Origin of the sequence: Fusibacter sp. A1 (assembly GCF_004125825.1) — a bacterium.
Lineage (GTDB): Bacteria > Bacillota > Clostridia > Peptostreptococcales > Acidaminobacteraceae > QQWI01.
Map to the genome: position 1 here is coordinate 19,808 of NZ_QQWI01000004.1, position 21,322 is coordinate 41,129.

24 protein-coding genes and 2 other annotated features are annotated in these 21,322 nt (G+C 46.6%); of the genes, 1 reads left to right on the top strand and 23 read right to left on the bottom strand.

Features of this window, described 5'->3' with window-relative positions; translation table 11 throughout:
• Nucleotides 1–4: 4 nt before the first annotated feature.
• From DWB64_RS05900 to DWB64_RS05940, 10 genes are all read right to left on the bottom strand, one after another.
• Entirely contained in the window at nucleotides 5–349 is a 345-nt protein-coding gene (locus DWB64_RS05900; protein ID WP_129487284.1) for a hypothetical protein, read from the bottom strand.
• Nucleotides 336–782 (bottom strand): Mini-ribonuclease 3, encoded by a 447-nt coding sequence (locus tag DWB64_RS05905; RefSeq protein WP_206736650.1) that lies wholly within the window; start codon nucleotides 780–782, stop codon nucleotides 336–338. Before DWB64_RS05905 ends, DWB64_RS05900 begins: the two co-directional genes overlap by 14 nt.
• A 9-nt stretch (nucleotides 783–791) precedes the next feature.
• Nucleotides 792–2,198, bottom strand: coding sequence for a cysteine--tRNA ligase (gene cysS / locus DWB64_RS05910; RefSeq protein ID WP_129487286.1), 1,407 nt, complete (start codon nucleotides 2,196–2,198; stop codon nucleotides 792–794).
• A gap of 115 nt (nucleotides 2,199–2,313) precedes the next feature.
• Nucleotides 2,314–2,507 (bottom strand) — a binding site (T-box leader).
• A 15-nt stretch (nucleotides 2,508–2,522) separates the two neighbouring features.
• Nucleotides 2,523–4,004, bottom strand: a complete 1,482-nt coding sequence (gene gltX, locus DWB64_RS05915) for a glutamate--tRNA ligase (RefSeq protein WP_129487287.1) — start codon at nucleotides 4,002–4,004, stop codon at nucleotides 2,523–2,525.
• Between the two features lie 201 nt (nucleotides 4,005–4,205).
• Nucleotides 4,206–4,475 carry an acylphosphatase gene (locus tag DWB64_RS05920; RefSeq protein ID WP_129487288.1) on the bottom strand — a complete coding sequence of 90 codons (270 nt, stop codon included), beginning with the start codon at nucleotides 4,473–4,475 and terminating at the stop codon, nucleotides 4,206–4,208.
• A 90-nt stretch (nucleotides 4,476–4,565) separates the two neighbouring features.
• Nucleotides 4,566–4,826 (bottom strand): cysteine-rich small domain-containing protein, encoded by a 261-nt coding sequence (locus tag DWB64_RS05925; protein ID WP_129487289.1) that lies wholly within the window; start codon nucleotides 4,824–4,826, stop codon nucleotides 4,566–4,568.
• A gap of 2 nt (nucleotides 4,827–4,828) precedes the next feature.
• Nucleotides 4,829–5,002 carry a hypothetical protein gene (locus DWB64_RS19210; RefSeq protein WP_164980261.1) on the bottom strand — a complete coding sequence of 58 codons (174 nt, stop codon included), beginning with the start codon at nucleotides 5,000–5,002 and terminating at the stop codon, nucleotides 4,829–4,831.
• Nucleotides 5,003–5,502: 500 nt separating this feature from the next.
• Entirely contained in the window at nucleotides 5,503–5,865 is a 363-nt protein-coding gene (locus DWB64_RS05930) for a PilZ domain-containing protein (protein ID WP_129487290.1), read from the bottom strand.
• 37 nt (nucleotides 5,866–5,902) lie between these two features.
• Nucleotides 5,903–6,220 (bottom strand): Fe-S cluster assembly protein HesB, encoded by a 318-nt coding sequence (locus DWB64_RS05935; protein WP_129487291.1) that lies wholly within the window; start codon nucleotides 6,218–6,220, stop codon nucleotides 5,903–5,905.
• 143 nt (nucleotides 6,221–6,363) lie between these two features.
• Nucleotides 6,364–7,731: a PLP-dependent aminotransferase family protein gene (locus DWB64_RS05940; protein WP_129487292.1), complete on the bottom strand. Its 1,368-nt coding sequence runs from the start codon at nucleotides 7,729–7,731 to the stop codon at nucleotides 6,364–6,366.
• 113 nt (nucleotides 7,732–7,844) lie between these two features.
• On the opposite strand from DWB64_RS05940, the gene DWB64_RS05945 reads away from it, so the two are divergent.
• The gene (locus tag DWB64_RS05945) at nucleotides 7,845–8,276 is read left to right on the top strand and encodes a GNAT family N-acetyltransferase (protein WP_129487293.1); all 432 of its coding nucleotides are present in this window, start codon (nucleotides 7,845–7,847) and stop codon (nucleotides 8,274–8,276) included.
• A 72-nt stretch (nucleotides 8,277–8,348) separates the two neighbouring features.
• Here the strand turns inward: DWB64_RS05945 and DWB64_RS05950 are convergent, their stop codons facing one another.
• The 13 genes from DWB64_RS05950 to DWB64_RS06010 form a co-directional block, all read right to left on the bottom strand.
• Nucleotides 8,349–9,572 (bottom strand): ABC transporter permease, encoded by a 1,224-nt coding sequence (locus DWB64_RS05950; protein ID WP_129487294.1) that lies wholly within the window; start codon nucleotides 9,570–9,572, stop codon nucleotides 8,349–8,351.
• An 8-nt stretch (nucleotides 9,573–9,580) separates the two neighbouring features.
• Nucleotides 9,581–10,288 carry an ABC transporter ATP-binding protein gene (locus DWB64_RS05955; protein WP_129487295.1) on the bottom strand — a complete coding sequence of 236 codons (708 nt, stop codon included), beginning with the start codon at nucleotides 10,286–10,288 and terminating at the stop codon, nucleotides 9,581–9,583.
• Entirely contained in the window at nucleotides 10,288–11,541 is a 1,254-nt protein-coding gene (locus tag DWB64_RS05960; RefSeq protein WP_129487296.1) for an efflux RND transporter periplasmic adaptor subunit, read from the bottom strand. The genes DWB64_RS05955 and DWB64_RS05960 overlap by 1 nt, the downstream gene beginning before the upstream one ends.
• A 321-nt stretch (nucleotides 11,542–11,862) precedes the next feature.
• Complete coding sequence (gene ilvB, locus DWB64_RS05965) at nucleotides 11,863–13,488, bottom strand: biosynthetic-type acetolactate synthase large subunit (protein WP_129487297.1); 1,626 nt, start codon at nucleotides 13,486–13,488, stop codon at nucleotides 11,863–11,865.
• Between the two features lie 10 nt (nucleotides 13,489–13,498).
• On the bottom strand, nucleotides 13,499–15,130 hold the full coding sequence (ilvD, locus tag DWB64_RS05970) for a dihydroxy-acid dehydratase (protein ID WP_129487298.1): 1,632 nt from the start codon (nucleotides 15,128–15,130) through the stop codon (nucleotides 13,499–13,501).
• Nucleotides 15,131–16,078, bottom strand: a complete 948-nt coding sequence (gene ilvC / locus DWB64_RS05975; RefSeq protein ID WP_129487299.1) for a ketol-acid reductoisomerase — start codon at nucleotides 16,076–16,078, stop codon at nucleotides 15,131–15,133. It abuts the gene before it with no gap.
• Between the two features lie 9 nt (nucleotides 16,079–16,087).
• On the bottom strand, nucleotides 16,088–16,327 hold the full coding sequence (locus DWB64_RS05980; RefSeq protein ID WP_129487300.1) for a hypothetical protein: 240 nt from the start codon (nucleotides 16,325–16,327) through the stop codon (nucleotides 16,088–16,090).
• A gap of 45 nt (nucleotides 16,328–16,372) precedes the next feature.
• Nucleotides 16,373–17,365, bottom strand: a complete 993-nt coding sequence (locus DWB64_RS05985) for a threonine/serine dehydratase (RefSeq protein ID WP_129487301.1) — start codon at nucleotides 17,363–17,365, stop codon at nucleotides 16,373–16,375.
• A 129-nt stretch (nucleotides 17,366–17,494) separates the two neighbouring features.
• Nucleotides 17,495–17,719: a binding site (T-box leader), on the bottom strand.
• A 163-nt stretch (nucleotides 17,720–17,882) separates the two neighbouring features.
• Nucleotides 17,883–19,031 (bottom strand): FAD-binding oxidoreductase, encoded by a 1,149-nt coding sequence (locus DWB64_RS05990; protein ID WP_129487302.1) that lies wholly within the window; start codon nucleotides 19,029–19,031, stop codon nucleotides 17,883–17,885.
• Complete coding sequence (locus DWB64_RS05995; RefSeq protein ID WP_129487303.1) at nucleotides 19,021–19,308, bottom strand: (2Fe-2S)-binding protein; 288 nt, start codon at nucleotides 19,306–19,308, stop codon at nucleotides 19,021–19,023. Before DWB64_RS05995 ends, DWB64_RS05990 begins: the two co-directional genes overlap by 11 nt.
• A 10-nt stretch (nucleotides 19,309–19,318) precedes the next feature.
• Nucleotides 19,319–19,807 carry a 4Fe-4S binding protein gene (locus DWB64_RS06000; protein WP_129487304.1) on the bottom strand — a complete coding sequence of 163 codons (489 nt, stop codon included), beginning with the start codon at nucleotides 19,805–19,807 and terminating at the stop codon, nucleotides 19,319–19,321.
• Nucleotides 19,808–19,816: 9 nt separating this feature from the next.
• Entirely contained in the window at nucleotides 19,817–20,893 is a 1,077-nt protein-coding gene (locus tag DWB64_RS06005) for an NAD(P)/FAD-dependent oxidoreductase (protein WP_129487305.1), read from the bottom strand.
• Nucleotides 20,890–21,195: a (2Fe-2S)-binding protein gene (locus tag DWB64_RS06010; protein WP_129487306.1), complete on the bottom strand. Its 306-nt coding sequence runs from the start codon at nucleotides 21,193–21,195 to the stop codon at nucleotides 20,890–20,892. The genes DWB64_RS06005 and DWB64_RS06010 overlap by 4 nt, the downstream gene beginning before the upstream one ends.
• Nucleotides 21,196–21,322 lie beyond the last annotated feature (127 nt).

Below are 21,322 nucleotides of genomic sequence, written 5' to 3' on the forward strand. Positions count from 1 at the left end.
TACCTCATTTCATCAATGTGATTTCACCGATAGGAATCACCCATAAAAAATACTTTCTTACTTTCGCCTTGTAGTGGTAATTAAGTTCTATCGACTCTTCTACCTCAAACTTGACCACTTCATCCGCGTTCAGATCCTGAATTTTTACAATACGCGCGGTCACGAGTGTCGACTTATACATGAGCTTGTCATCATACATTTCATCCATGGTCGTTCTGACCGCCTCGACAAACTCATTTTGCTCCACTGAAAGTTTTCCGAGGTTAGGATCGAATACGACACTTTTTACGATCAACAATACAAGAAGCAGCGCCGTAATGACGACCAGTCGTTTTTCATTCATTGTCATTCTTAACCTCGATTTCCTTACCTAAGCAGATGTTCAGCGAATGTTCAAGAATTTCACGTACCCTGTCATCTCTTCCAAGCAGCATCAGATAACCCAGAAGCGCCTCGAATCCTGTCGCATACTTATAGTCGGACAGTTTTGCGTTTTTGGGCACCGTGTTGGACTTGGTGTTGCGTCCTCTTTTGAGAACCGCTTCCTCTTCCTCTGTCAGCATCGGCAAAATCGTCAGGGCTATGTTCGCCTGCATCGAGGCCTTTACGTATTTTATTTTTTCTTGATTGAGCACATTGCTCCCGACGCGCGGCCTCTTTTTCAAAAGAACCGTTCTTATATATAAATCAAAGACCGCGTCACCGACAAATGCGAGCGATGCAGCAGGTGTCTGCCTTACCGTATTCAAGTCAAGCGGATCTAGTCCTATACTCTCTAACAAATCAATCTCCTAGCTTTCTCTTGTCCAAGTTGCGCCTTCAGGCTTATCGATGATCGTGATTCCTTTTACCTTAAGCGAGTCCCTGATCTCATCCGCAAGCGCCCAGTTCTTCTCCAACTTTGCCTGAGCCCTCTTCAGCAGAAGTTCATCGACCCACTCGACATCCTCCCCTGATTCTTCCATCTTCATCGAAGTGAAAAGTCCCAGAGACAGAACCGTGTCGTATCGCTTGATCAGTTCTATTTTTTCTCCGACCTCAAGTTCGGCTTTCAGTACATCGTATAGCACGGTGATGGCATTGGCCGTATTCAGGTCATCGCTCAAATGTTTGTTGAACTCTTCAAGTAAGGCATGCGCCTTATCCGATACAAGCGGCGTCGCAGCAGACTTATCACCTAGGGCGTTCACTCTTCTGACAAGCTTCTTATAGGCTGACTGAGCCATTTCAAGACTCTCAAAATTGAACACAAGCTGTTTTCTATAGTGGGAGTTTAACACGTAATACCTGTAAGCAAGCGGATCGAACCCTTTTCTTCTTAAGAGGTCGATCGTCAGGAACTCTCCTGAGGACTTACTCATCTTACCGCTTGTGTCGATCAGGAACTCACTATGCCACCAGTATTTCGTCCATGGTTTCCCGGTGTAGCTTTCCGTCTGAGCGATTTCATTCGTATGGTGGACTGGAATATGGTCGATACCGCCACAGTGTATGTCTAGGGATTCGCCAAGATTTTCAAGTGCGATCACAGAACACTCGATGTGCCAACCCGGATATCCGACCCCCCATGGAGATTCCCATTTCATCGCCTGATTATCAAATTTTGATTTTGTGAACCACAGCACGAAATCCTGAGGATTCTTCTTGTGAAGGTCGATTTCGACATCGTCCCTATGGGCCACTTTCAAATCTTCGAGATTAAGTCTCGACAGCACAGTATAATCCGCCACCTTGGATATGTCAAAATAAACATTTCCGTTGGTGAAGTAAGTGTACCCCTTGCTTTCGAGCCCTTTGATAAAATGAATGTACTCTTCTATATAATCTGTAGCTTTCGCTATCGTGTTCGGCTTTTGAATGTTAAGCGCATCGCAATCGGTGAAAAATGCATCCGTATAATACTGGGCTACTTCCCAAACCGTCTTATTTTCACGCTCCGCACCTTTTAGCATCTTGTCTTCACCGTCATCCGCATCGGATTCGAGATGACCGACATCGGTGATATTCATCACTCGATCCACATCATATCCTAAGAAACTTAGGGTTTTTTCAAGAATATCCTCATGAATATACGTTCTTAAATTTCCGATATGGGCGTAATTATAGACAGTGGGGCCACAGGTGTACATCGACACCTTATCCTTTTGATACGGTTCAAAGGCTTCAATGCTTCTTGATAATGAATTATAGAGTTTCATGGTTTACCTCCAATCAGTTCTTCTTTACCCTTTATTGTTGAAATTACGCGTTAAGTCTATCCGGCCCAACGCCTAATTGACATCGCGGTACAAAAAATAAATCCCCGCCTTTTGTTACAAAGGCGAGGTTCATCGCGGTTCCACTTTGTTTTGAACTCAATTATCTATAACGGGATTTCCCGGCGCAGCCTACTTGATTCGGCAGCGCACTCACGAGGGCATTCACATGGACTATAATGAGCTTTCACACCAACCAAGCTCTCTCTTTGATTACAAATCCATCCTACTCTTCTCGATCATCGTTTTATTTATGTCCACACGCTTTTAGACTAAATGCTCAAGCGTGTAGTTCAATCGTTCGATAATAGTCTTTTTACCTAGTATAACCAATAAATCGTTCATGTCAACACCGTGCATCTGACCAGAAATCGCCGCACGTACAGGCATGAACAGCTGCTTGCCTTTGTAGCCGGTACCTTGTTGTACAGCCTTAAAGCATGGTTTTGTATTTTCAAAGGTGACAGCTTCCAGTTTTTCAACTTCTTCGATGAAGGCCTTGACGACAATCGGCACGTGCTCTTCTTTAAGCAGCGCGCTCACTTCGTCGTCTTCAGGTGTCACCGTATTGCCGATGAACTGTTTTGCCATTTCCGGGAAATCAGCCAGGGTCTCCACTCGTTCCTGTAGTGATTTGACAGCCAAGGTCAACCACTGCCTATGGGATTCAACCGCATCCATCGTTACTGTACCCGCTTCGACAAAGAAAGGTACCGCAAGGTCCACAAGCGCATCCAACTCATATTTTCTAATGTATTGGCCGTTCATCCATTTCAGTTTGTCTTTATCAAACACAGCACCCGATTTTGAAAGACGATCAATAGAAAACTTCTCAACGATCTCATCAAGGCTCATGATTTCTTCAGAATCCTCCGGGCTCCAGCCCAAAAGCGCTACAAAGTTGATCAGTGCTTCCTTCAAATAGCCTTTTCTTAAGAAATCTTCAACAGCCGCATCGTCGTGACGCTTGGATAGCTTTTTCTTTTCACTGTTGAGAATCAGCGGCAAGTGAACATATTCAGGTTGTTTCCAACCGAACGCCTCATAGAGGAAGACATGCTTAGGTGTTGACGATACCCATTCCTCGCCTCTGATGATATGTGTGATTTCCATCAGGTGATCATCTACAACCACGGCGAAATGATAGGTCGGGAAGCCATCTTGCTTCAATAAGACCTGATCATCAAGATCGTTCGTATTGAATGTGACTTCACCACGAACATGATCTTTGAAGGTGATGTTTCTATCCTTTGGCAACTTCAGTCTGACGACATAAGACTCGCCGTTAGCGATTCTTTTTTCTGCTTCTTCTCTATCGATATCGCGACAAAGTCCGTCATATTTCGGTGTTTGACCGCTACTTCTTTGCTCTTCCCTAACGCTATCAAGGCGTTCTTTAGAACAGAAGCAATAATATGCATGACCGGACTCGAGCAACTCCTCAATATAGGGTTTGTAAATATCAAGCCTATCCGATTGAATGTAAGGACCGTAGTCGCCTACTTCATAAAGTTTACCTTCTTCATTGAAGAAAGGACCTTCATCATGGACTACGCCTAATTCTGACATAACCGATACCAGATTGTCGATCGCATCGTCAACCAGTCTGTTTTGATCTGTATCTTCTACACGGATGACATATTTTCCACCCATTTTTTTTGCAAGTAAGTAATCATAAAGAGCAGTTCTTAAACTACCGATATGTACATATCCTGTCGGGCTTGGTGCAAAACGCACTCTAACGCTCATACTCTTCCTCCTAAACGACTAAAAAGTAAACAGTACTGTTTACTTCAATCAGTCAACCAGAAGTAGGCCAGTTGCCTACTTCATCAGTTTTTCTAAAATGTCATTTGTTATTATAACCGAAATTCGCCTTGCAAGCAAGTTTGTGTCGATCGGTCGTCGAGTTTTCACCGAGTACGCATGCGGGCACGAAGGTGCACACCGTCAATAAACCACTCTGAAATCGTCAAATCCGTCTTCATGAACCTCTTCGATACTCAGGCAGTCGATATGTGAAAATCCGTTCCCTTCTTCAACGCTTGTCAAAAAATCATCCAGCTGTTCCTGAGAGCCATTTGCCATCAATGTCACAGAACCGTCTGTCTCATTTTTGACATACCCTTTTATATGATAAACGACTGCTTTCTTCATTACAAAATATCTAAACCCTACACCTTGAACCCGTCCATATATGTTCACTAAGATTGTCTTCATCCCAATCACTCACCTTTTGCATAAACTAGAGTTGTTCACATGTCATTTATACACAAAAGCGCTTGTAATCAAGCATTTATTTCGTTAATGTCATCTTTTTTTACCTAGTTCCATGACCTTGTCCATTTTGCCCATCACATGGTCATAAGCACCGTCCGTATGAGGCACCGTGCAGTTCATGCAGTTCTTGATGCCTGATTCCGTATAGGAGAAATTACCTCCGCACTCGTCTTTAAGCGCGTAAAGCGGACAGTAGCAGAAAAGACAGTTGAATTCCTCTTTATCAATGGATTCATGGCACGGGAAATACTCACACGCTTCATTTGTAAACTTCTTATAATGTTCGGACATCCTTAAGCTTTTCCTCCTTGTCGTTTCATCGCATAGCCTACACCCACCATGACAAGCCCCAAAATGGAACCTGTTATCTTGAGCGGTTCAGGCAACGCGTCAAGTAGCGATCCTAGACCGACCGCGAGACAGAGAATTACGCCTAGGTTGAAAACCGCATTTTGTAGTTTTTTCATTACTGGTCTCCTTCGTCATATTTTTAATCCGTTACTGTTATTCTAGAGTAAATGGGTGGGATTTGGAAGAGAAATAAAATAAGGATGCCATAGGGGGCATCCTTGAGTGTTGTAGAGTTTTTCAAGTGCTTCGCACTTCTCCTCTTCGTCGAACACACTACGTTCGAACCTTTATGGTCAGAATACGACCATTGGAGCCGGAGGGGCGGCGTGAACAGAATACGTTCTTCAAGTGCTTCGCACTTCTCCTCTTCGTCGAACAAAAGACGTTCGAACCTTTATGGTCAGAATACGACCATTGGAGCCGGAGGGGCGGCGTGAACAGAATACGTTCTTCAAGTGCTTCGCACTTCTCCTCTTCGTCGAACAAAAGACGTTCGACTGGCCGGAGGGGCGGCGTGAACAGAATACGTTCTTCAAGTGCTTCGCACTTCTCCTCTTCGTCGAACAAAAGACGTTCGACTGGCCGGAGGGGCGGCGTGAACAGAATACGTTCACTTTTAATTATGATATCTCCTATCCGCAAATTCTGCCAGGTAGGCTTTTACTCTTTCTATGAGTTCCAGGTCTACGGCTTCGAAGATTAGGCCGGATCGGTATTTGTCTTCTGAACGTTTGGTCCATTCCACTCTTGCCGTGACGTTGTACCTTACCCCGTCGAAGTTGATGTCGAAGTTGATCAGTGCGCCTACTGGTAATGGTTCATTGGTGAGCACACCCATACCTTGAAAACTTAAGTCCAACATTTCAAAATTCACAAACTTCTCAATCATTACATTGTTTTTAACCACCGTGTAACGAGTGGAGTAATGATCTGTTTGAGTCAATCTTGGCGCTCTTCTTAGTTCATTTTGATGTTTCATCAAATCACCCCTTTTTTTAGTAGGCTTTCATAGGGTATCAGCCACAAGAGCCCGCGCAGGATGAGCAACCGGATCCACTATCGTAATTTACCGGCATCACCACAAAGCCGCCATCTTGAAACTCTACCTTGAAATCGCCGAACTGATCATAGATCGCTTCATTTAAAACGAACTGCAATCCTTCTTCCTCATAGATCTTGTCATCTTCTTTAGCAGGATCTATCACAAGGCCGAACTTAGGTCCTGAACAAGCATAACCTGCGACAAAGATTCGAATCGATTTTGGTCTGTTTTCCTTTTTTTCAATTACAGCTACAAGCTGTTTGATGCTTTCCGTGTTAGTCTGTATAGTCATTGATCCACCTCTTATATACTATTATCGGTGCGATAAGTACACCTCATTAACGCATATCGCACATTACCTTTATCTATACTATACCCAAATTTCCTTGATAATCAATATCATTTTTGAATCTTTACAAAAATAGTAGGAATTAATCAGATATAATCGGAAACACGTCTGATGTCATATCCCTTGTCAAGCGCTTTTGAAATGGCAGCAAGCACAATCGGCAGATATTCCTTGATTTGCTCCGTGTTCACGCGGATCCAAGTCAGCCTTATCAGATTGTTCTGCTGATAATAAGGATGAAAACCATACCTTGTGTCGCTCATCATGATTCCTTGGGCCTCAAGCTGTCTAAGAAGCTGATCGAAATGAATGGCATGGCTGAGTGTCAGACTCCCTAAGATGGAACCCTCACAGTGTGTGAGCGTCATTCTCGGATCATTGTGGGCATGGACGAGTTCGCGCACAAGTTGACCACGTTCTGTGTAGGCTTTTTTCGCTTTTGTGATGTGTTCAAGAAACATCCCCGACCGCAGATACACTTCGAGCGCACCCTGGCTGAGCGCATTTGTACTGATGTCGCTCCACTGCTTATAGACCTTGAAGGCCTCCTTGATCCTTTTAGGAAGCACCACGGCGCCGATTCTAAGACCTGGCATGAAGACTTTTGAGAACGTCTTGACATAGATGACCCTCCCCTCCGTATCAAAATGCTTGATAGGGGGAGTTTTCACACAGTTGTCGAGATCCACAAGATAATCGTCTTCGATCAGGTAGACATTGTACCTGCAGGCCAGTTCGTAAAGTTTTTCTCTGGCAGCCACATCCATGGTGTGTCCTGTAGGGTTGTGGTATCTCGGCATCACATAAAAGCATTTGACATCTTTTGTTCTGAAGATCTTTTCCACGCGTTCGAGGTCGAGTCCGTTCATCCCCCGTTCGACGAAGATAACCTCCTGCCTATTGTTTTCAGCCGCTCTCAAAGCTCCCGGATAAGTCGGTTGCTCAAGTAGGATCACCTTGCCCCCGTTGGGGTAGGTCATTTTGAAAAGGATGTCTATCGCTTGCTGCGATCCCGAGGTGATCGCTACTTCCTCCTCAGTGACAAAGACCTGATTGTCGACAAGCTGATGAGCGATGATTTTTCTTAATGGATCGATTCCAAGTGCGTTCGCATACTGAAACACCATGTCTTCATAGGTATTCATCGCAGCGCTTACACACTGTTTGAAGTCCTTGAAGGGCAAGAGCTCATCTGTCGGATTGGGCGATCTGAAGTCGATCACCTGTCGTTTGTAGGTCACAAGCGGCTCATCGATCACAAAATACCCCTTTCGAGGCTGATTGTAAACCACATGCTCCGAAATCAACGACTCATAGGCTTTCAGAACAGTCGCCGGACTTGCACCGAAGACCTTTGCCCCTTCTCTGATAGAAAGAAGCTTATCTCCCTTTTTAAGCTTTCCAGCAGCAATCTCACTCATGATCGTCGCTTGAATCTGTCTAAATTTTTCCATCGCTTCACCCTCTGTACTAGCACACCGCTTAAATTTTATTATCTGTATTATAACACGTTCTTCTATACTGTAACTATAGCAATAACAGGAACTGGTTTTGTGGAGGATTAGCGATGTTACAAGTTAGAACAGGCAGTGAGAATATCGATAAGGACTTAGCGGTAAAATGGTTGAAAGAGACCTACTGGGCAAACGACAGGAAAACTTCGGATATCATTAAGAGCATGGAAGAAGCCTTTTGCCTCAGTCTATATGAGAACGGCAGAATGGTCGGATTTTTGCGCCTGATCACCGACTATGTCTTCTACGGTTATCTTTGCGATGTGATCATCGATCCTGAAAGACGAGGAGAAGGCATCGGAAAACTGCTGATCTCCTCACTGCTTGAACAAACCTTCATCCATGACCTATTCAGAATCAAGCTCAAAACAGAAGATGCCCAGGGATTTTATGAACCCTTTGGATTCAAGCGCATCACCGATGAGCATAAGTATATGGAATGGAAGAATCCCAACTTCAACAAAGAGATGATGATGTCGATCTGATGAACCGCGACATGAAAACAACCGCCAAACTTTCTTACGGATTGGCGGTTGTTTTTTATTGACGACTTCTCTCTATTCATACCTGAGGGCATCGATCGGATTGAGTTTCGCAGCCTTACTAGCCGGGAAAATACCGAAGATCACACCTACACCAGCAGAAAACGCCCAAGCGACCAGAATGGACGTCAAGCTCGCGTTCGCACCTGGTAAAAACGGAACGACCGCTGCGATCAGCTTTGATAGGCCGATCCCGATCAGGGTCCCTATCATTCCTCCGATACTCGAAATGATGACGGCTTCAATCAAGAACTGATACATGATTTCCTTGTATTTGGCACCAAGTGCTTTTCTAATTCCGATTTCCCTGGTTCTTTCCGTAACAGAAACAAGCATGATGTTCATTACACCGATTCCGCCAACGAGTAAGGAAACCGCAGCAATCGCACTGATCACAGCCGTTACCCCCGTTAAGACGCCAGTGATCATCGACATCTCATTTTCCATATTATAGGCACGATATTTGTCGGATCCCACGCTGTTGTGTCTGCGTTCTAAAAAATCGATTACTTTCTCAAGCATCTTATCGGTGTCTCCAGAAAGCTTCGCGGCACCTTCAATCGACCAGATATAATCGCCGTAACCTAAAATCTTTTGAGCTGTGTATAAAGGGATATAAGTTTCTGACATTTCATTGCCCATACCCATAAAACCGGTTTGAGGTTTAGCGATACCGACGATGCTGAACTGATTCGACAGACCATAGATGTCGATCTCCATCGTTTCACCGAGTACATCTGTCGTGCCAAACACCTTCATCGCAAGTGCGTCGTCAATCACGATCACCATACGATCGCTCGCGATGTCATCCTCGTTGATGAATCTTCCTTTGATTATTTCCACGGCCTGAAGTTCCCTAAAGTTCTCACCTGCGCCGTTGATGTTCACGCTTGCGGTTTTTTTCTTTCCACTTGCCACTTCAACCGATCCATTACCAGAAAACATAGGTTGGATTGTTGCGAACTCTTCACTGAAGACCCTTTGGATGGCCTCTGCATCGTCCGTTGTCATATAATCTCTTGAATCCACTGACTCTTCCCAGTTATGCGTGATCATCACACGATTGATGCCAAGTTTGGCAAACTCCTCGTTCATCGCCTCTTCCATACCGTTACCGAGGGATACGATCGTTATGACAGAGGAGATCCCGATGATGATGCCAAGCATCGTCAGAAGCGATCTCATTTTATTGACCCAGATCGCACTTAGGGCTATTTTTATGCTTTCAAGAATATTCATAAGCCCTCCTAGACACTTTGCTCTTTGGTCTGTTCGACCACACTGACAGAACGGTCTTCTACGATGATTCCATCTTTAAAAAGCACCACACGGTCGGTTTTTTCGGCTATATCCGGTTCATGGGTGACAATGATTACTGTAACACCTTCGTCATTCAATTTTCGAAAGAGTGTCATAATATCTTCAGACGATTTCGAATCCAAGTTCCCCGTCGGTTCATCAGCAAGAATGATGGACGGCTGATTGACTAAGGATCTTGCAATCGCCACACGCTGCTTCTGACCGCCTGAAAGTTCATTTGGCTTATGGTCGACCCTGTCGCTGAGTCCGACTTTTTCTAGCGCTTCAAACGCGCGTCTTTCCCGCTCCCTGCTTTTGACTTTTCCATAAACCATCGGTAGTTCGACATTTTTAAGCGCCGAAGTCCTTGCAAGTAGATTGAATGACTGAAAGACAAATCCTATCTTTTGGTTTCTGATATCCGAAAGCTCCACCTGGGTCAGATCGGTAATTGAGACATCATCCAGGATATACTCACCATCTGTGGCGACATCAAGACATCCTAGAATATTCATCAAGGTGGACTTTCCGGATCCTGAAGGTCCCATGATCGCTACAAATTCACCCTTCTCGATTGTCAGATCGATTCCCCTCAGCGCTTCCACCTTTACAGCGCCCGAATCGTAAACTTTCGTTAATGAAGAAATTTTGATCATTACATATCCTCTCCAAGTACAATAACCGATGCTCCGTCCACTGTTGAATCATCCGGATTCACAAGCAGCGTTTCACCTTCCTTGATCAATCCTTCCAGCACTTCAAGCTTAATGTCGCTTTCAATACCGATAGCAAGAGGAACTTCTCTTAAAACACCACTCTCGATGACATAGGCGACACGCGAGCCATCAGGCAGTTGTCTAGTCGTTTCATAAGGAATGACCAGTGCGTTTTCAGATGCCTCCACCGTAACCTCCACCCTTACCGAGTAGTTGATTTTGAGCAAGTCTTGCTTTTCATCGATATCTATCACAACCGGTACGACAATTTCTTGACCTTGCCCCATTTGAATCACAGTGGCGACTTTTGAAATCGATGCGATCCGACCGCTTATCTGTTGACCCTTGGCGCTATTCGTAGTGATTTCGACCGGCTGCCCGACCTTTATCTTACCGATGTCGTATTGATTGATATAAGTCTTCACTTTTAACGACTCCAGATCTTGAATATTGACGATCGAGGTTCCTGCTTGTACATTATCCAGATGCTTGACATTCAGTTTAGCCACAGTTCCTTCTATCGGACTGATGACAACCGCTTTTCCAATAGTATCTTTCAATCGGTCGATCCTTAACTCGATCGACTCGATCCTCAAGTCCTGGATGACAAGGTCAGAACTCGATTTCGACTGATTTGAACTCTCCACGCTTGACACCTTGGACTGGTATGCGGTCTGCATCGCAGCGTTTGCCTGATCGACTTGCGACTGGCTGTAGGCTCCTGATTCAAAAAGTTTCAATGCTCTTTCATAGTCCTCTTTCGCCTGTTCATAATGAAGCGCCGCGGTTTCCTTTTGCACTTCGATCAGTTTGCCTCCTGGTGACATCTGCTTTCTTGTCTCCTTGGCGATTGCGAGCTCCAGCGTCAAATCCTCCAGCTGCTCTGTCAATTGCCGGTCATCCAGTTTTAAGATCGGGTCGCCTATTTTTACAAGATCGCCTTCTTGAACATAGACCTCAAGCACCCGTCCGCTTACTTCTGCGATAAGCTCGACATCCTGCTTGGATTCCACGCCGCCGTTTGCAAATATCTTGTAGGCGATCGGTTCTACGGCCGCCTTCACACCGCTTACCATCTGACCTGCGGAAGAACCTCCTGAAATAGCCGAGATTCCGCCAAAAAGCACCACCACCACTACAACAGCAAGCACCACCCATAACCATGGTTTTTTCTTTTTACCTGTCTTCGCCATATTTTTACACCTCTTCTAGTTAATATTTGTTTATCTCACTGTAACAACAGCACAAGAAGGGGTCAATAGGCTTAGGGGATACTTAATGGTATTCTAATGAAATTTAAGGTTGTTGTAATGTTGGGGTGGGATTGGGGTGAGAAAAAACACCTTTTGGAGGTGTTTGGGGTTGGGGTTTTGATGTGATTGGATTTGGAGGATGTGGGCTTTAGAGGTAGTTTATAGAGGGGTAAAAATGAGATTGAAGCCACTCTTCGGTACCTAAAATACAAGCTCCCTTGCCGTTGGGGCCGTTTAAACCGACTACATTACGTAGTCGGTTTAAACTAACATCTCATTGATCGCCTTGCCTGGTGGGACTATGGGGTAGACTCCTGTGTTGGGGTCTAGGTGGATTTCGATGAACCTTGGACCTGTTGGTGGGCTTTTCAGGGCGGTTTCTAGCGCTTCAGGGGTGCTTACGCTGTGGCTCTGCACTCCCATGCTTCTGATGACGGCGCACATGTCTATGCCGTCGTCGAGGTTGGTTTCTGAATAGCGCTTTTCTTGAAAGAGCGCTTGCCACTGTCTGACCATCCCCAGTGTCTTGTTGTTGAACATGATGACGGTGACAGGCAGATTGTGCTGCTTCATGGTCATCATTTCAGGCATGTTCATTCTAAAGCTTCCATCACCTGTGATCAGCACTCCCGGTCCGTCTGACGCAATTACGGCGCCTAAGATCGCCCCCATTCCATACCCCATCGTACCCAGTCCGCCAGAAGTCAGCCACTGCCTGCTTCTTTTAAATGGATAGTACTGCGCCGTCCACATCTGGTGTTGTCCCACATCGGTCGCAACCGGTGCGTCTCCCATATTTCGTGCGATGATCCTCATGTACTGTTCGATCGACTTGTCACTACTGGATTCGACAAGCGACAAGCGCTTGATTTCGCGTCGCCAGATTTTATGTTCCATTTGATCGAAGCGTTTAAGCAGACACTTGAACGCCGTCTTGATATCCAGCTTCAGACTATAGTCCTCTTCGATATTCTTACCGAACTCCGTAGGGTCGATGTCGATATGGATCACCTGCGCGCTCGGTGCGAATTCTTTGGGTTTTCCGATCACCCTGTCGCTGAATCTGACACCTGCTGCGATGATCAGGTCTGTCTGCGTCATCGCAAGATTCGCAGCAACCGAGCCATGCATGCCGACAAGTCCGACAGACAGTTCATGGGTCCTATCGATCGAGCCAAGACCCATCAGCGAGTTCACAACGGGACAATCCAGTTTTTCCGCCAAGTTCAGCAGCAGTTCGGATGCCTGCGCATGTATGATTCCACCTCCGGCATAGATCAAGGGGCGTTTCGCCTTCGCGATCGCATCCGCCACCTTATTCAGCTGATAATAGTTGATCGTCTGCATTTCCATGCCATGGGATTCTCTTCGGATCACCTTTTGAGTCGTAAGCTCTGTGAAAACATCTTTTGGCACATCGATCAGCACAGGTCCTTTTCTTCCCTCGGTCGCAATCCTAAACGCACTACTTACAGCCCCTGCCAGCTCATCCGCGCTGCTGATCGCCATCGCGTGTTTTGTAATCGGAGTGACCACTCCTGTGATGTCTATTTCTTGAAAGGAATCCCTACCGATCAGCGCTCTTGGCACTTGTCCGCTGATGACGACAAGCGGAACGGAATCCATGTAGGCCGTCGCTATTCCCGTGACAGCATTCGTCGCACCAGGACCGCTTGTGACGATTGCCACACCGACCTTTCCAGATGCCCGCGCATAACCGTCAGCAGCATGCACGGCGTGTTGTTCATGGGTCGTTCTTATGTGTTTCAGTGAAGTGACATCGTAAAGCGCATCGTAAAGAGGAATCACAGCGCCTCCAGGATACCCGAAAACATGGGTCACTTTTTCTTCTAACAACTGCTCAATTACGAGCTTCGCACCTGTCATCGTTCACCTCCTAATAAGTGGCACCCTCACTTGAGCAAGAAACCGCATCTTTAAATCTTCCAAGCGCGCCTTCTGTTTCACCTTCGTAAACAACCGCCTTCTCACCCGAAAAGACAGCGCTTAATATTCCGTTTTCCAAATCTATGTGCACAAGATCTCCATTTGATAGTTTGGCAATGGGTCCTCCGCTATAGCTTTCGGGGCTGATATGCCCGACCGCCAGACCGTTTGTCCCACCGGAGAACCTGCCGTCTGTAATGAGTGCGACCTTGCCGTTTAACGGACTGCCCTTGATTGCGGCGGTCATCTGCAGCATTTCGCGCATTCCAGGACCACCCTTTGGTCCTTCTCCTCGAATGACGATCACGCTTCCTTCACTTATTTCATTGTTTTCAAACGCTTCAAATGCCGCTTCCTCACCTTCGAATACTTGAGCTGGACCGACGAAGTTTTTTACACTGTCATCGATCGCTCCGACTTTAACAACAGAACCGCTTGGAGCGAGATTGCCGAAAAGTACTTTGATGCCCCCTTCTTTTCTAAAGGCGGTCTCAGGCGACCTGATCACTTCACTTGCATTTAAGCTCACAAGTCCAAGCTGTAGATGTAAACTCTCATAAGCGACCGTCTTGACTGATTTGTCGATAAGCCCGATACTGTCAAGCTGTTTCATGACTTGCTGAACCCCGCCTGCGCGGTGAAACTCTTCTATGCCGACAGTACTTGCCGGTGAGAGCTTGCTTAAGTTGGGGGTGATCTGACTTTGTGCGTCAAAATCCTTCAGCGCAAGCGGCACTCCTGCTTCTCTGGCGACAGCCATCATGTGAAGCACCGTGTTCGTCGAGCATCCAAGTGCCATATCTACTGCAAGTGCGTTGTAAAATGCGGCTTTCGTTGCAATTTCTCTCGGTTTCAGATCCTGATTCACAAGCGATACGACAAGCTCGCCACTTTTTCTTGCAAGACGCTCCCTATGCGCATACACCGCAGGAACCGTTCCGTTATATGGAAGCGAGAGTCCAAGCGCCTCAACAAGACAATTCATCGAGTTCGCCGTGAACATCCCCGCACAAGAGCCCACAGTCGGGCAAGCTTCTTTTTCAAGGACACTGAGTTCTTCAAGTGATAGTTCACCTGAACCTACTTTACCAACCGCTTCAAACACCGTTGTCAGATCCACAGCCTGGCCTTTGAATTTCCCTTGCAGCATGGGGCCCCCACTGACAAAGACGCATGGGATGTTCAGCCTCATCGCCGCCATCATCATGCCCGGAACGCTTTTGTCGCAATTGGGAACAAATACAAGTCCGTCAAATGCATGCGCTTTGGCGACGTGCTCCACGCCATCCGCCAATAGATTTCTTGTCGGCAGTGAATGGCACATTCCAGTGTGGCCCATGGCAAGACCGTCACACACGGCCGGTGCGCCAAATGAAAACGGCACTCCTCCGGCTGCATGAATTCCTGCCTTCACCTGTTCAACGATCTGATTTAAGTGCTTATGCCCCGGAATCATGTCGTTGATCGGATTCACAATTCCGATAAAAGGCTTGTCAAAGTCCGATTCATCAAGCCCTAAAGCATACAATAACGCCCTGTGCGGAGCACGTTTAACTCCCTTTTTCAACCTATCGCTTTTCATTTACGCCTCCCAGACAAACTCGCCCCGTAGTTTCGCCCCTGTCCTTGCCAGTGCATGCTCGCTAGCTTCTCTTCTTTTTTGATTCAACCCTTTCATCCCACCATCCACTTCAGCCATCCATTCCCTTGCGAACTTTCCTGACTGAATGTCGGTGAGAACCGCTTTCATATTTTCCTTGACACGGGCGTCCACAACTTTCTCGCCCGCGTAGTAATCTCCATATTCGGCGGTGTTGCTGATGGAATCACGCATTTTTTCAAACCCGCCTTCATAAAGCAGATCGACGATCAGCTTCATTTCATGCATACACTCAAAATAGGCGATTTCCTTCTGGTACCCCGCCTCTACAAGCGTTTCAAAACCCGCTTGTATCAGTGCCGTCAAGCCACCGCACAAAACCGACTGCTCACCGAACAGATCCGTTTCTGTTTCTTCCTTAAAAGTGGTTTCTAGAACGCCAGCCCTTGTTGAGCCTATGCCATGGGCATACTGCATCGCAGTAGCTTTAGCAGTTCCTGTAAAATCCTGATGGACGGCGACAAGACCAGGTACACCTTTTCCTTCTTCATAAACCCGTCTCACCAGATGCCCTGGTCCTTTAGGTGCCACAAGTACGACATCTACAAAGGAAGGTGCGTCGATATATCCGTAATGAACACCGAATCCATGGGCGAAAACAAGACATTGTCCTTCTCGCAGGTTGGGTTTTACAGCTTCTGAAAAGACCTTGGGCTGCCTCTCATCCGGCAGAAGAAAGGCTACGACTTCAGCCTGTCTCACGGCATCCTCGACCAGTGCGACATCAAGCCCCGCCGCCTGTGCTTTCGACCATGACTTAGAACCTTCATAAAGACCGACCACTACATCGTGCCCGCTGTCTTTTAGATTAAGCGCGTGAGCGTGACCTTGCGAACCATAACCGAGTACTGCGACTTTTAACTGCTTCATATGTGCCTCCTAAGCGTTTTCACTACAGACATTTTCAAAACCGATAAGTTTTTCCACAAGCAATTTGGCAGAGTGAGGATTGGACGTCTCTCTTTTTTCCACCGTCATTTTTAAATCCGATATGTCAGAAGCGTTTCTTTTGACCATTTCGACGCTGATGACATCAAAAGATTTCCTTCTCAATAGGCTCAGCGCCCTAAACATACTCTCAGCTCCGTTCATCACTTCTGCTTTTACCAGTTCCTTCATGAGTTCCTCCTAGCGTATTTTCATGATCGTTAAACCGCCCTACTCTTACACACCCACAGCACCTGCCACAGCAAACCTATCACTGCATACTCTAATGGTTTCGCTGATCAGACTTCCGTCTATATTCCCCCCTGTCACAAGGCATATTACATTTTTATTTCTGCTCGGCAACATCTTAAGCGCCGCGACCGTTAAGGCGCCTGCGTATTCAACCACTAATTTCTCGTCTCTCATAAGGGTCCATACGGCTTCTTCTATCGACTCTTCCGAAACGACTACGATGTCATCACACAAGCGTCTCACCACATCAAAGGCTTTAAGACCCGGTCTTTTGACAGCCGCTCCCTCCGCTCTTGTTAAGACCTGCGTCAGTTCCACCATGTTCCCTTCTTTAAAGGATCTGAACATCGCACAGGCTCCTATCGGTTCGACACCGATCACTTGAACATCCGGCTTTGATTTTTTGACAGCGGCAAGTACCCCCGCAATCAGTCCACCTCCACCGATTGGAACAAGTATCACATCTACAGAATCAAGTTGCTCCAGCAGCTCGGTACCGATCGTTCCTTGCCCTGCCATCACATGAAAATCATCAAAGGGATGAACCTCTATTAAAGAATGGCTATCTCTTAGCTGCTGGGCTTTTCGATTGGCATCGTCAAAAGTCTCACCATGGATGATCACATCCGCCCCCAGGTTCTTCGTCGCAAGGATCTTATTGCTCGGAGTGCGCTCAGGCATGACAATCGTCGCCGACACACCCAGTAACCTTGAGGCGTAAGCGACTCCCTGAGCGTGATTTCCAGCCGACGCGCAAACGACTCCATGGGTTCTCGCGTCTTCACCAAGCGAGAGCATTTTGTACATGGCCCCCCTGACTTTAAACGCCCCCGTATGCTGCAGGTTTTCGCTCTTTAAAAAAACCTTGTTTCCACACTTGTTGCTGAGCGACTGCGAATGAATAAGCGGGGTATGTTTCACGTAGTCTCTTAATACATCACTGGCTTTTACCACTTCTTCCGATAATAATCGATCCATCACAAGGTCTCCTTTAAAATTGCATAAATTCAATATAATGACACACTCAGCTTAAACAAGTGCTTCAGGAGATTTCTTCTGGAGGCGTTAAGTCCCTGATTATACAAAAAACCCGTCCTTAAGCATTTGCTTAAGGACGGGTATATTCCCGCGGTACCACCTTAATTGTGCCGTAAAAGGCACCTCTTCAGCTCAACTAAGCCTAAGTCGATAACGAAACTACTCGGTCGCACTTACTTGAATTCAGCGGACAGCTCGGGAGGGATATACGGCTTACTACAGTACCGAATTCACAGCGACATCGGCTCTCTTTGACTGCGTACGTAAGACATCTGTCTCCGTCTTAGCTAACTTTGATTTGAACCTAGTGTACACAATTGCCAAATGCAAGTCAATCGTTTTCTGATTATTTAAAAAAATACTTTCAAAAGAAATGAAAGTATTTTTTACGCTTTGTATTTGTAATTTGAAAACGATTGCTGGTTTGATATATGAGCTTCATACTTGACTAGATACGCTACACAACGGATGGTTCGATAATTAACTCACCCTTTGAAAACCTGTTCAGCCCCAGTGCTGAGACGTCTATTGTCAGCTTTTCCTTTAAGATCATTTCAGACAATAGAATTCCTGTGGCTGGTGCGAACATAAATCCATGTCCGCTAAATCCGACCGCCAGGTAAAATCCCTTAACATCCGGCACCTCGCCAAGAATCGGCTGTTTGTCGGGTGTCAGATTGTACTGACCCGCCCAAGCCCTTACCACCCTCACGCGTTCAAGGGGCGGAAGAAGCGATGTGACCGTCTTAGCCATCTCATCTAAAAACTGCCAGCTTGACCTGTTATTCAGATCCCTTGGTTCTGAAGCGTCACTTCTTCCCATGATGATTGAACCGTGTGGCACCTGCTGAGTATAGATATTCTTTGAAAATGACATCACCATGGGTTTCAAAATGGGATTGATCGGAGTCGTTACGAGTATCTGGTGTCTTTCCGAATAGGTGGGGATCGCAACTCCCGCAAGATCGGCGACGACCTTCGAATAACCTCCTGCAGCATTGACCACCGTATCGGTTGCGATGTTCCCGGCTGTCGTTTCAACACCGACAACTCTTCCCTTTTGTACATTTATTTTCGTAACCTCCGTATGGGTGAGATAGGTCACGCCCATACGCTTTGCAGCTCTTACAAAAGCGTCAAGCGTTGTAAACGGATTCAAGTGTCCATCCTTTTCATGATAAGTCGCACCGACGATTTCATCCGTCACTAAAAAAGGTACGATCTCCTTGGCTTCTTCATTCGAAATCAACTGACTCCTTATGCCTAATTTATTCTGTAATCTCACATTTCGCCTAAAAAGTTCAAGTTCCGAATCCGTTGATGCCAAAATCAGGTATCCGCCTTGTTTAAACTCAAGATCACCGTGGTACTCAAGCTCCTCTTTGGCCTTTTCAAAATACTCGTTCGACAGCTTGGACAGCCGACAGTTCATCTCCGTGCCCCACTGCTGCCTGATACCCGCCCCGCATCTGCCTGTCGATCCTGATCCTTGATAGGATTTTTCAAGCACTACGATATGCTTCACACCTTTTTTAGCCAGATTGTATGCGATAGCCGCTCCCGAAATCCCGCCACCGACGATGACAACATCCGCTCTACTCTTCATGGACAAGTCCTCCTTTGGCAAGGTCGCCAAGCAATATCCCCACAGTAGGTGGTCTGAACGTCGTCGGTTTCATCTCACTGAGCGGCACCCCCGTGGCGATCGAAAGCTCTCTCATAACAATCGGCAGGCATGTTTTCCCCTGGCATCTGCCCATCGATATCCTCAATACCCTCTTGAGTTCCTCAAGGTCCGTATAGCCCATTCCAATATAGTCTCTTATCTCATCAAGTGTCACATCTTCACATCGGCATGCGACCGTTCTCTTTTCTTTGCACATGTTCCACTCCCTACGCACGTCTTCTAAAGTGACGCACGACTTTTATCAGTTCTTTGTCAAAAATGATGGATATGATCGGTGTCTTATCAAAGGAAACCGGATTGAGCACCTTCACAATCTGAGCCTCGCACACCACTTCTCCATCCCTGCTTAGCGCGTCTACGAGCTCACCCTCTTCAGGAAGCGGTAAAAACTCATATGGTAGTTTCATCAGCGCCTTTGTCGGGGAATAGTTGTAGTCCACGATCGTAATCGCAAGCCCGGGACACTTTGCAATGCATAGGCCGCAACCCGAGCATTTTTCCTCCAGAAGGACTGGAAGATCGTTGATATCCTCAAATTCCGTGATCGCTCCAAGTCTACACGCTGTAAAGCAAGGATTGCAGGGAATATGCTGATAGCATTCAAAAATCGCTATAGGTCCCTTTTGCAGCCTAGCTACACTTGGGAACACGCCCTCAATATCTTCTGGTGTCGGCACACCTGTTTGTAGCAACATGGGAACCTCCTAAAGTTTGGCGCGGTCAAGACCCGCTCTTATTTTGTCGCCGACAGGACCGGATCTCAGTTCCATCAGCTGCTTGTGGTAATCCTCGATCAGCTCGGTCATTTCAGGATCCTCCACACCGAGCCTCTTGTTCACATAAAGTCCTGTCAGGTAGCCTTCGACCATCGCAGAACTAGCTTCCTCTATGCCTCCGACATCCCCTGCGACAAAAACCCCAGGTATGTTCGTTTCATGGTGTAGGTCGGTGCGCGGTACGTACCCCCCAAGCTCACCGATATGGACCATCTCGCAGCCCCTTTGCCACAAGAGTTCAGAGAGCGGTGATAAGCCCACGGAAACACACATGATGTCACATTCCAAATCGATCTCAGTTCCCTCAACCGGCTGCCAACGTTCATCAAGCGCCCAGATCGTCGCTCCAGTCAATACCTTCTCACCATGGGCCTTTTTTACGGTATAGCGCGTATGGATAGGAACCCCCATGCGTCTGACTTTGGCGGCATGAACAGCATATCCTCCGATACTCGGAGCAGCATCCACGATCGCTTTGACGTCGACACCTGCTTGCAAGAGCTGATAACTGACGATGAGACCTATATTCCCGGCACCGACCATCACGACCGATTGCCCAGGTTTAATACCCTGCATGTTCATCAGGGTCTGCACGGCTCCAGCTCCATATACTCCAGGAAGAGTGTTACCAGGAAAAGCCAGCGATTTCTCATAAGCCCCTGTAGCGATGATGACAACCTTTGGTTTGAGTTTGATATATCCGTCCTTATTGGACGCTGTCACAACACCATCGTCGTACATGGCCGTCACTGTGGTCTTTTTAAAAATTCTTATGTTCGAGATGGTATCCAGCTTGTCGAACATCTCTTTTGCTATATCGAAGCCTCTGACTGAGGCTCTTTGCTTTTCTGAACCAAAAAACATGTGGGTCTGTTTGATAAGCTGCCCACCCAGATGCGGGTCTCGCTCCATCAGAATCACATCCTTGCCATATCGGGATGCGGTAATGGCAGCCGCTAATCCTGCAGGACCGCCTCCTACAATCAGAACATCTGTATGGATCATAGCAAATCCCCCTTACCCTTTTGAATACGCACGTCATCGCCTGCTTCAATCAGTTCGACACATACCCTCACATTAGGAATGCCGTTTACCGTCATCAGACAGGATGAGCAGTTGCCGATTGCGCAGTACAAGCCCCTTGGTGAATGGGTTTTCGCACTATGCGACAAAATCTTGACGTCATTGGCATGGAGTGCTGCCGCAATGGTTTCACCAAGATACGCCTTCATGGCTTTTCCTTCAAAATAGAACTCAATTTGCGGGCCTCGTTCAAATTTCAATATTGGATGTTCTTCAAGTCTCATATTTCCTCCGCTGGTTTGATTTACTCACATTCCTTTAACATTTCCTTCGTTACTTAACATATTGCAAGTATCATGCCATAAATCCGCATTACCTTATCCACACCAAACACAGCATTCAAAGCCAATA

Coding starts and splice junctions, on each gene's coding strand:
- DWB64_RS05900 (WP_129487284.1), bottom strand. CDS start 349: ATGACAATGAATGAAAAACGACTGGTCGTCATTACGGCGCTGCTTCTT.
- cysS (WP_129487286.1), bottom strand. CDS start 2,198: ATGAAACTCTATAATTCATTATCAAGAAGCATTGAAGCCTTTGAACCG.
- gltX (WP_129487287.1), bottom strand. CDS start 4,004: ATGAGCGTTAGAGTGCGTTTTGCACCAAGCCCGACAGGATATGTACAT.
- DWB64_RS05920 (WP_129487288.1), bottom strand. CDS start 4,475: ATGAAGACAATCTTAGTGAACATATATGGACGGGTTCAAGGTGTAGGG.
- DWB64_RS05925 (WP_129487289.1), bottom strand. CDS start 4,826: ATGTCCGAACATTATAAGAAGTTTACAAATGAAGCGTGTGAGTATTTC.
- DWB64_RS19210 (WP_164980261.1), bottom strand. CDS start 5,002: ATGAAAAAACTACAAAATGCGGTTTTCAACCTAGGCGTAATTCTCTGT.
- DWB64_RS05930 (WP_129487290.1), bottom strand. CDS start 5,865: ATGAAACATCAAAATGAACTAAGAAGAGCGCCAAGATTGACTCAAACA.
- DWB64_RS05935 (WP_129487291.1), bottom strand. CDS start 6,220: ATGACTATACAGACTAACACGGAAAGCATCAAACAGCTTGTAGCTGTA.
- DWB64_RS05940 (WP_129487292.1), bottom strand. CDS start 7,731: ATGGAAAAATTTAGACAGATTCAAGCGACGATCATGAGTGAGATTGCT.
- DWB64_RS05945 (WP_129487293.1), top strand. CDS start 7,845: ATGTTACAAGTTAGAACAGGCAGTGAGAATATCGATAAGGACTTAGCG.
- DWB64_RS05950 (WP_129487294.1), bottom strand. CDS start 9,572: ATGAATATTCTTGAAAGCATAAAAATAGCCCTAAGTGCGATCTGGGTC.
- DWB64_RS05955 (WP_129487295.1), bottom strand. CDS start 10,288: ATGATCAAAATTTCTTCATTAACGAAAGTTTACGATTCGGGCGCTGTA.
- DWB64_RS05960 (WP_129487296.1), bottom strand. CDS start 11,541: ATGGCGAAGACAGGTAAAAAGAAAAAACCATGGTTATGGGTGGTGCTT.
- ilvB (WP_129487297.1), bottom strand. CDS start 13,488: ATGACAGGTGCGAAGCTCGTAATTGAGCAGTTGTTAGAAGAAAAAGTG.
- ilvD (WP_129487298.1), bottom strand. CDS start 15,130: ATGAAAAGCGATAGGTTGAAAAAGGGAGTTAAACGTGCTCCGCACAGG.
- ilvC (WP_129487299.1), bottom strand. CDS start 16,078: ATGAAGCAGTTAAAAGTCGCAGTACTCGGTTATGGTTCGCAAGGTCAC.
- DWB64_RS05980 (WP_129487300.1), bottom strand. CDS start 16,327: ATGAAGGAACTGGTAAAAGCAGAAGTGATGAACGGAGCTGAGAGTATG.
- DWB64_RS05985 (WP_129487301.1), bottom strand. CDS start 17,365: ATGGATCGATTATTATCGGAAGAAGTGGTAAAAGCCAGTGATGTATTA.
- DWB64_RS05990 (WP_129487302.1), bottom strand. CDS start 19,031: ATGAAGAGTAGAGCGGATGTTGTCATCGTCGGTGGCGGGATTTCGGGA.
- DWB64_RS05995 (WP_129487303.1), bottom strand. CDS start 19,308: ATGTGCAAAGAAAAGAGAACGGTCGCATGCCGATGTGAAGATGTGACA.
- DWB64_RS06000 (WP_129487304.1), bottom strand. CDS start 19,807: ATGTTGCTACAAACAGGTGTGCCGACACCAGAAGATATTGAGGGCGTG.
- DWB64_RS06005 (WP_129487305.1), bottom strand. CDS start 20,893: ATGATCCATACAGATGTTCTGATTGTAGGAGGCGGTCCTGCAGGATTA.
- DWB64_RS06010 (WP_129487306.1), bottom strand. CDS start 21,195: ATGAGACTTGAAGAACATCCAATATTGAAATTTGAACGAGGCCCGCAA.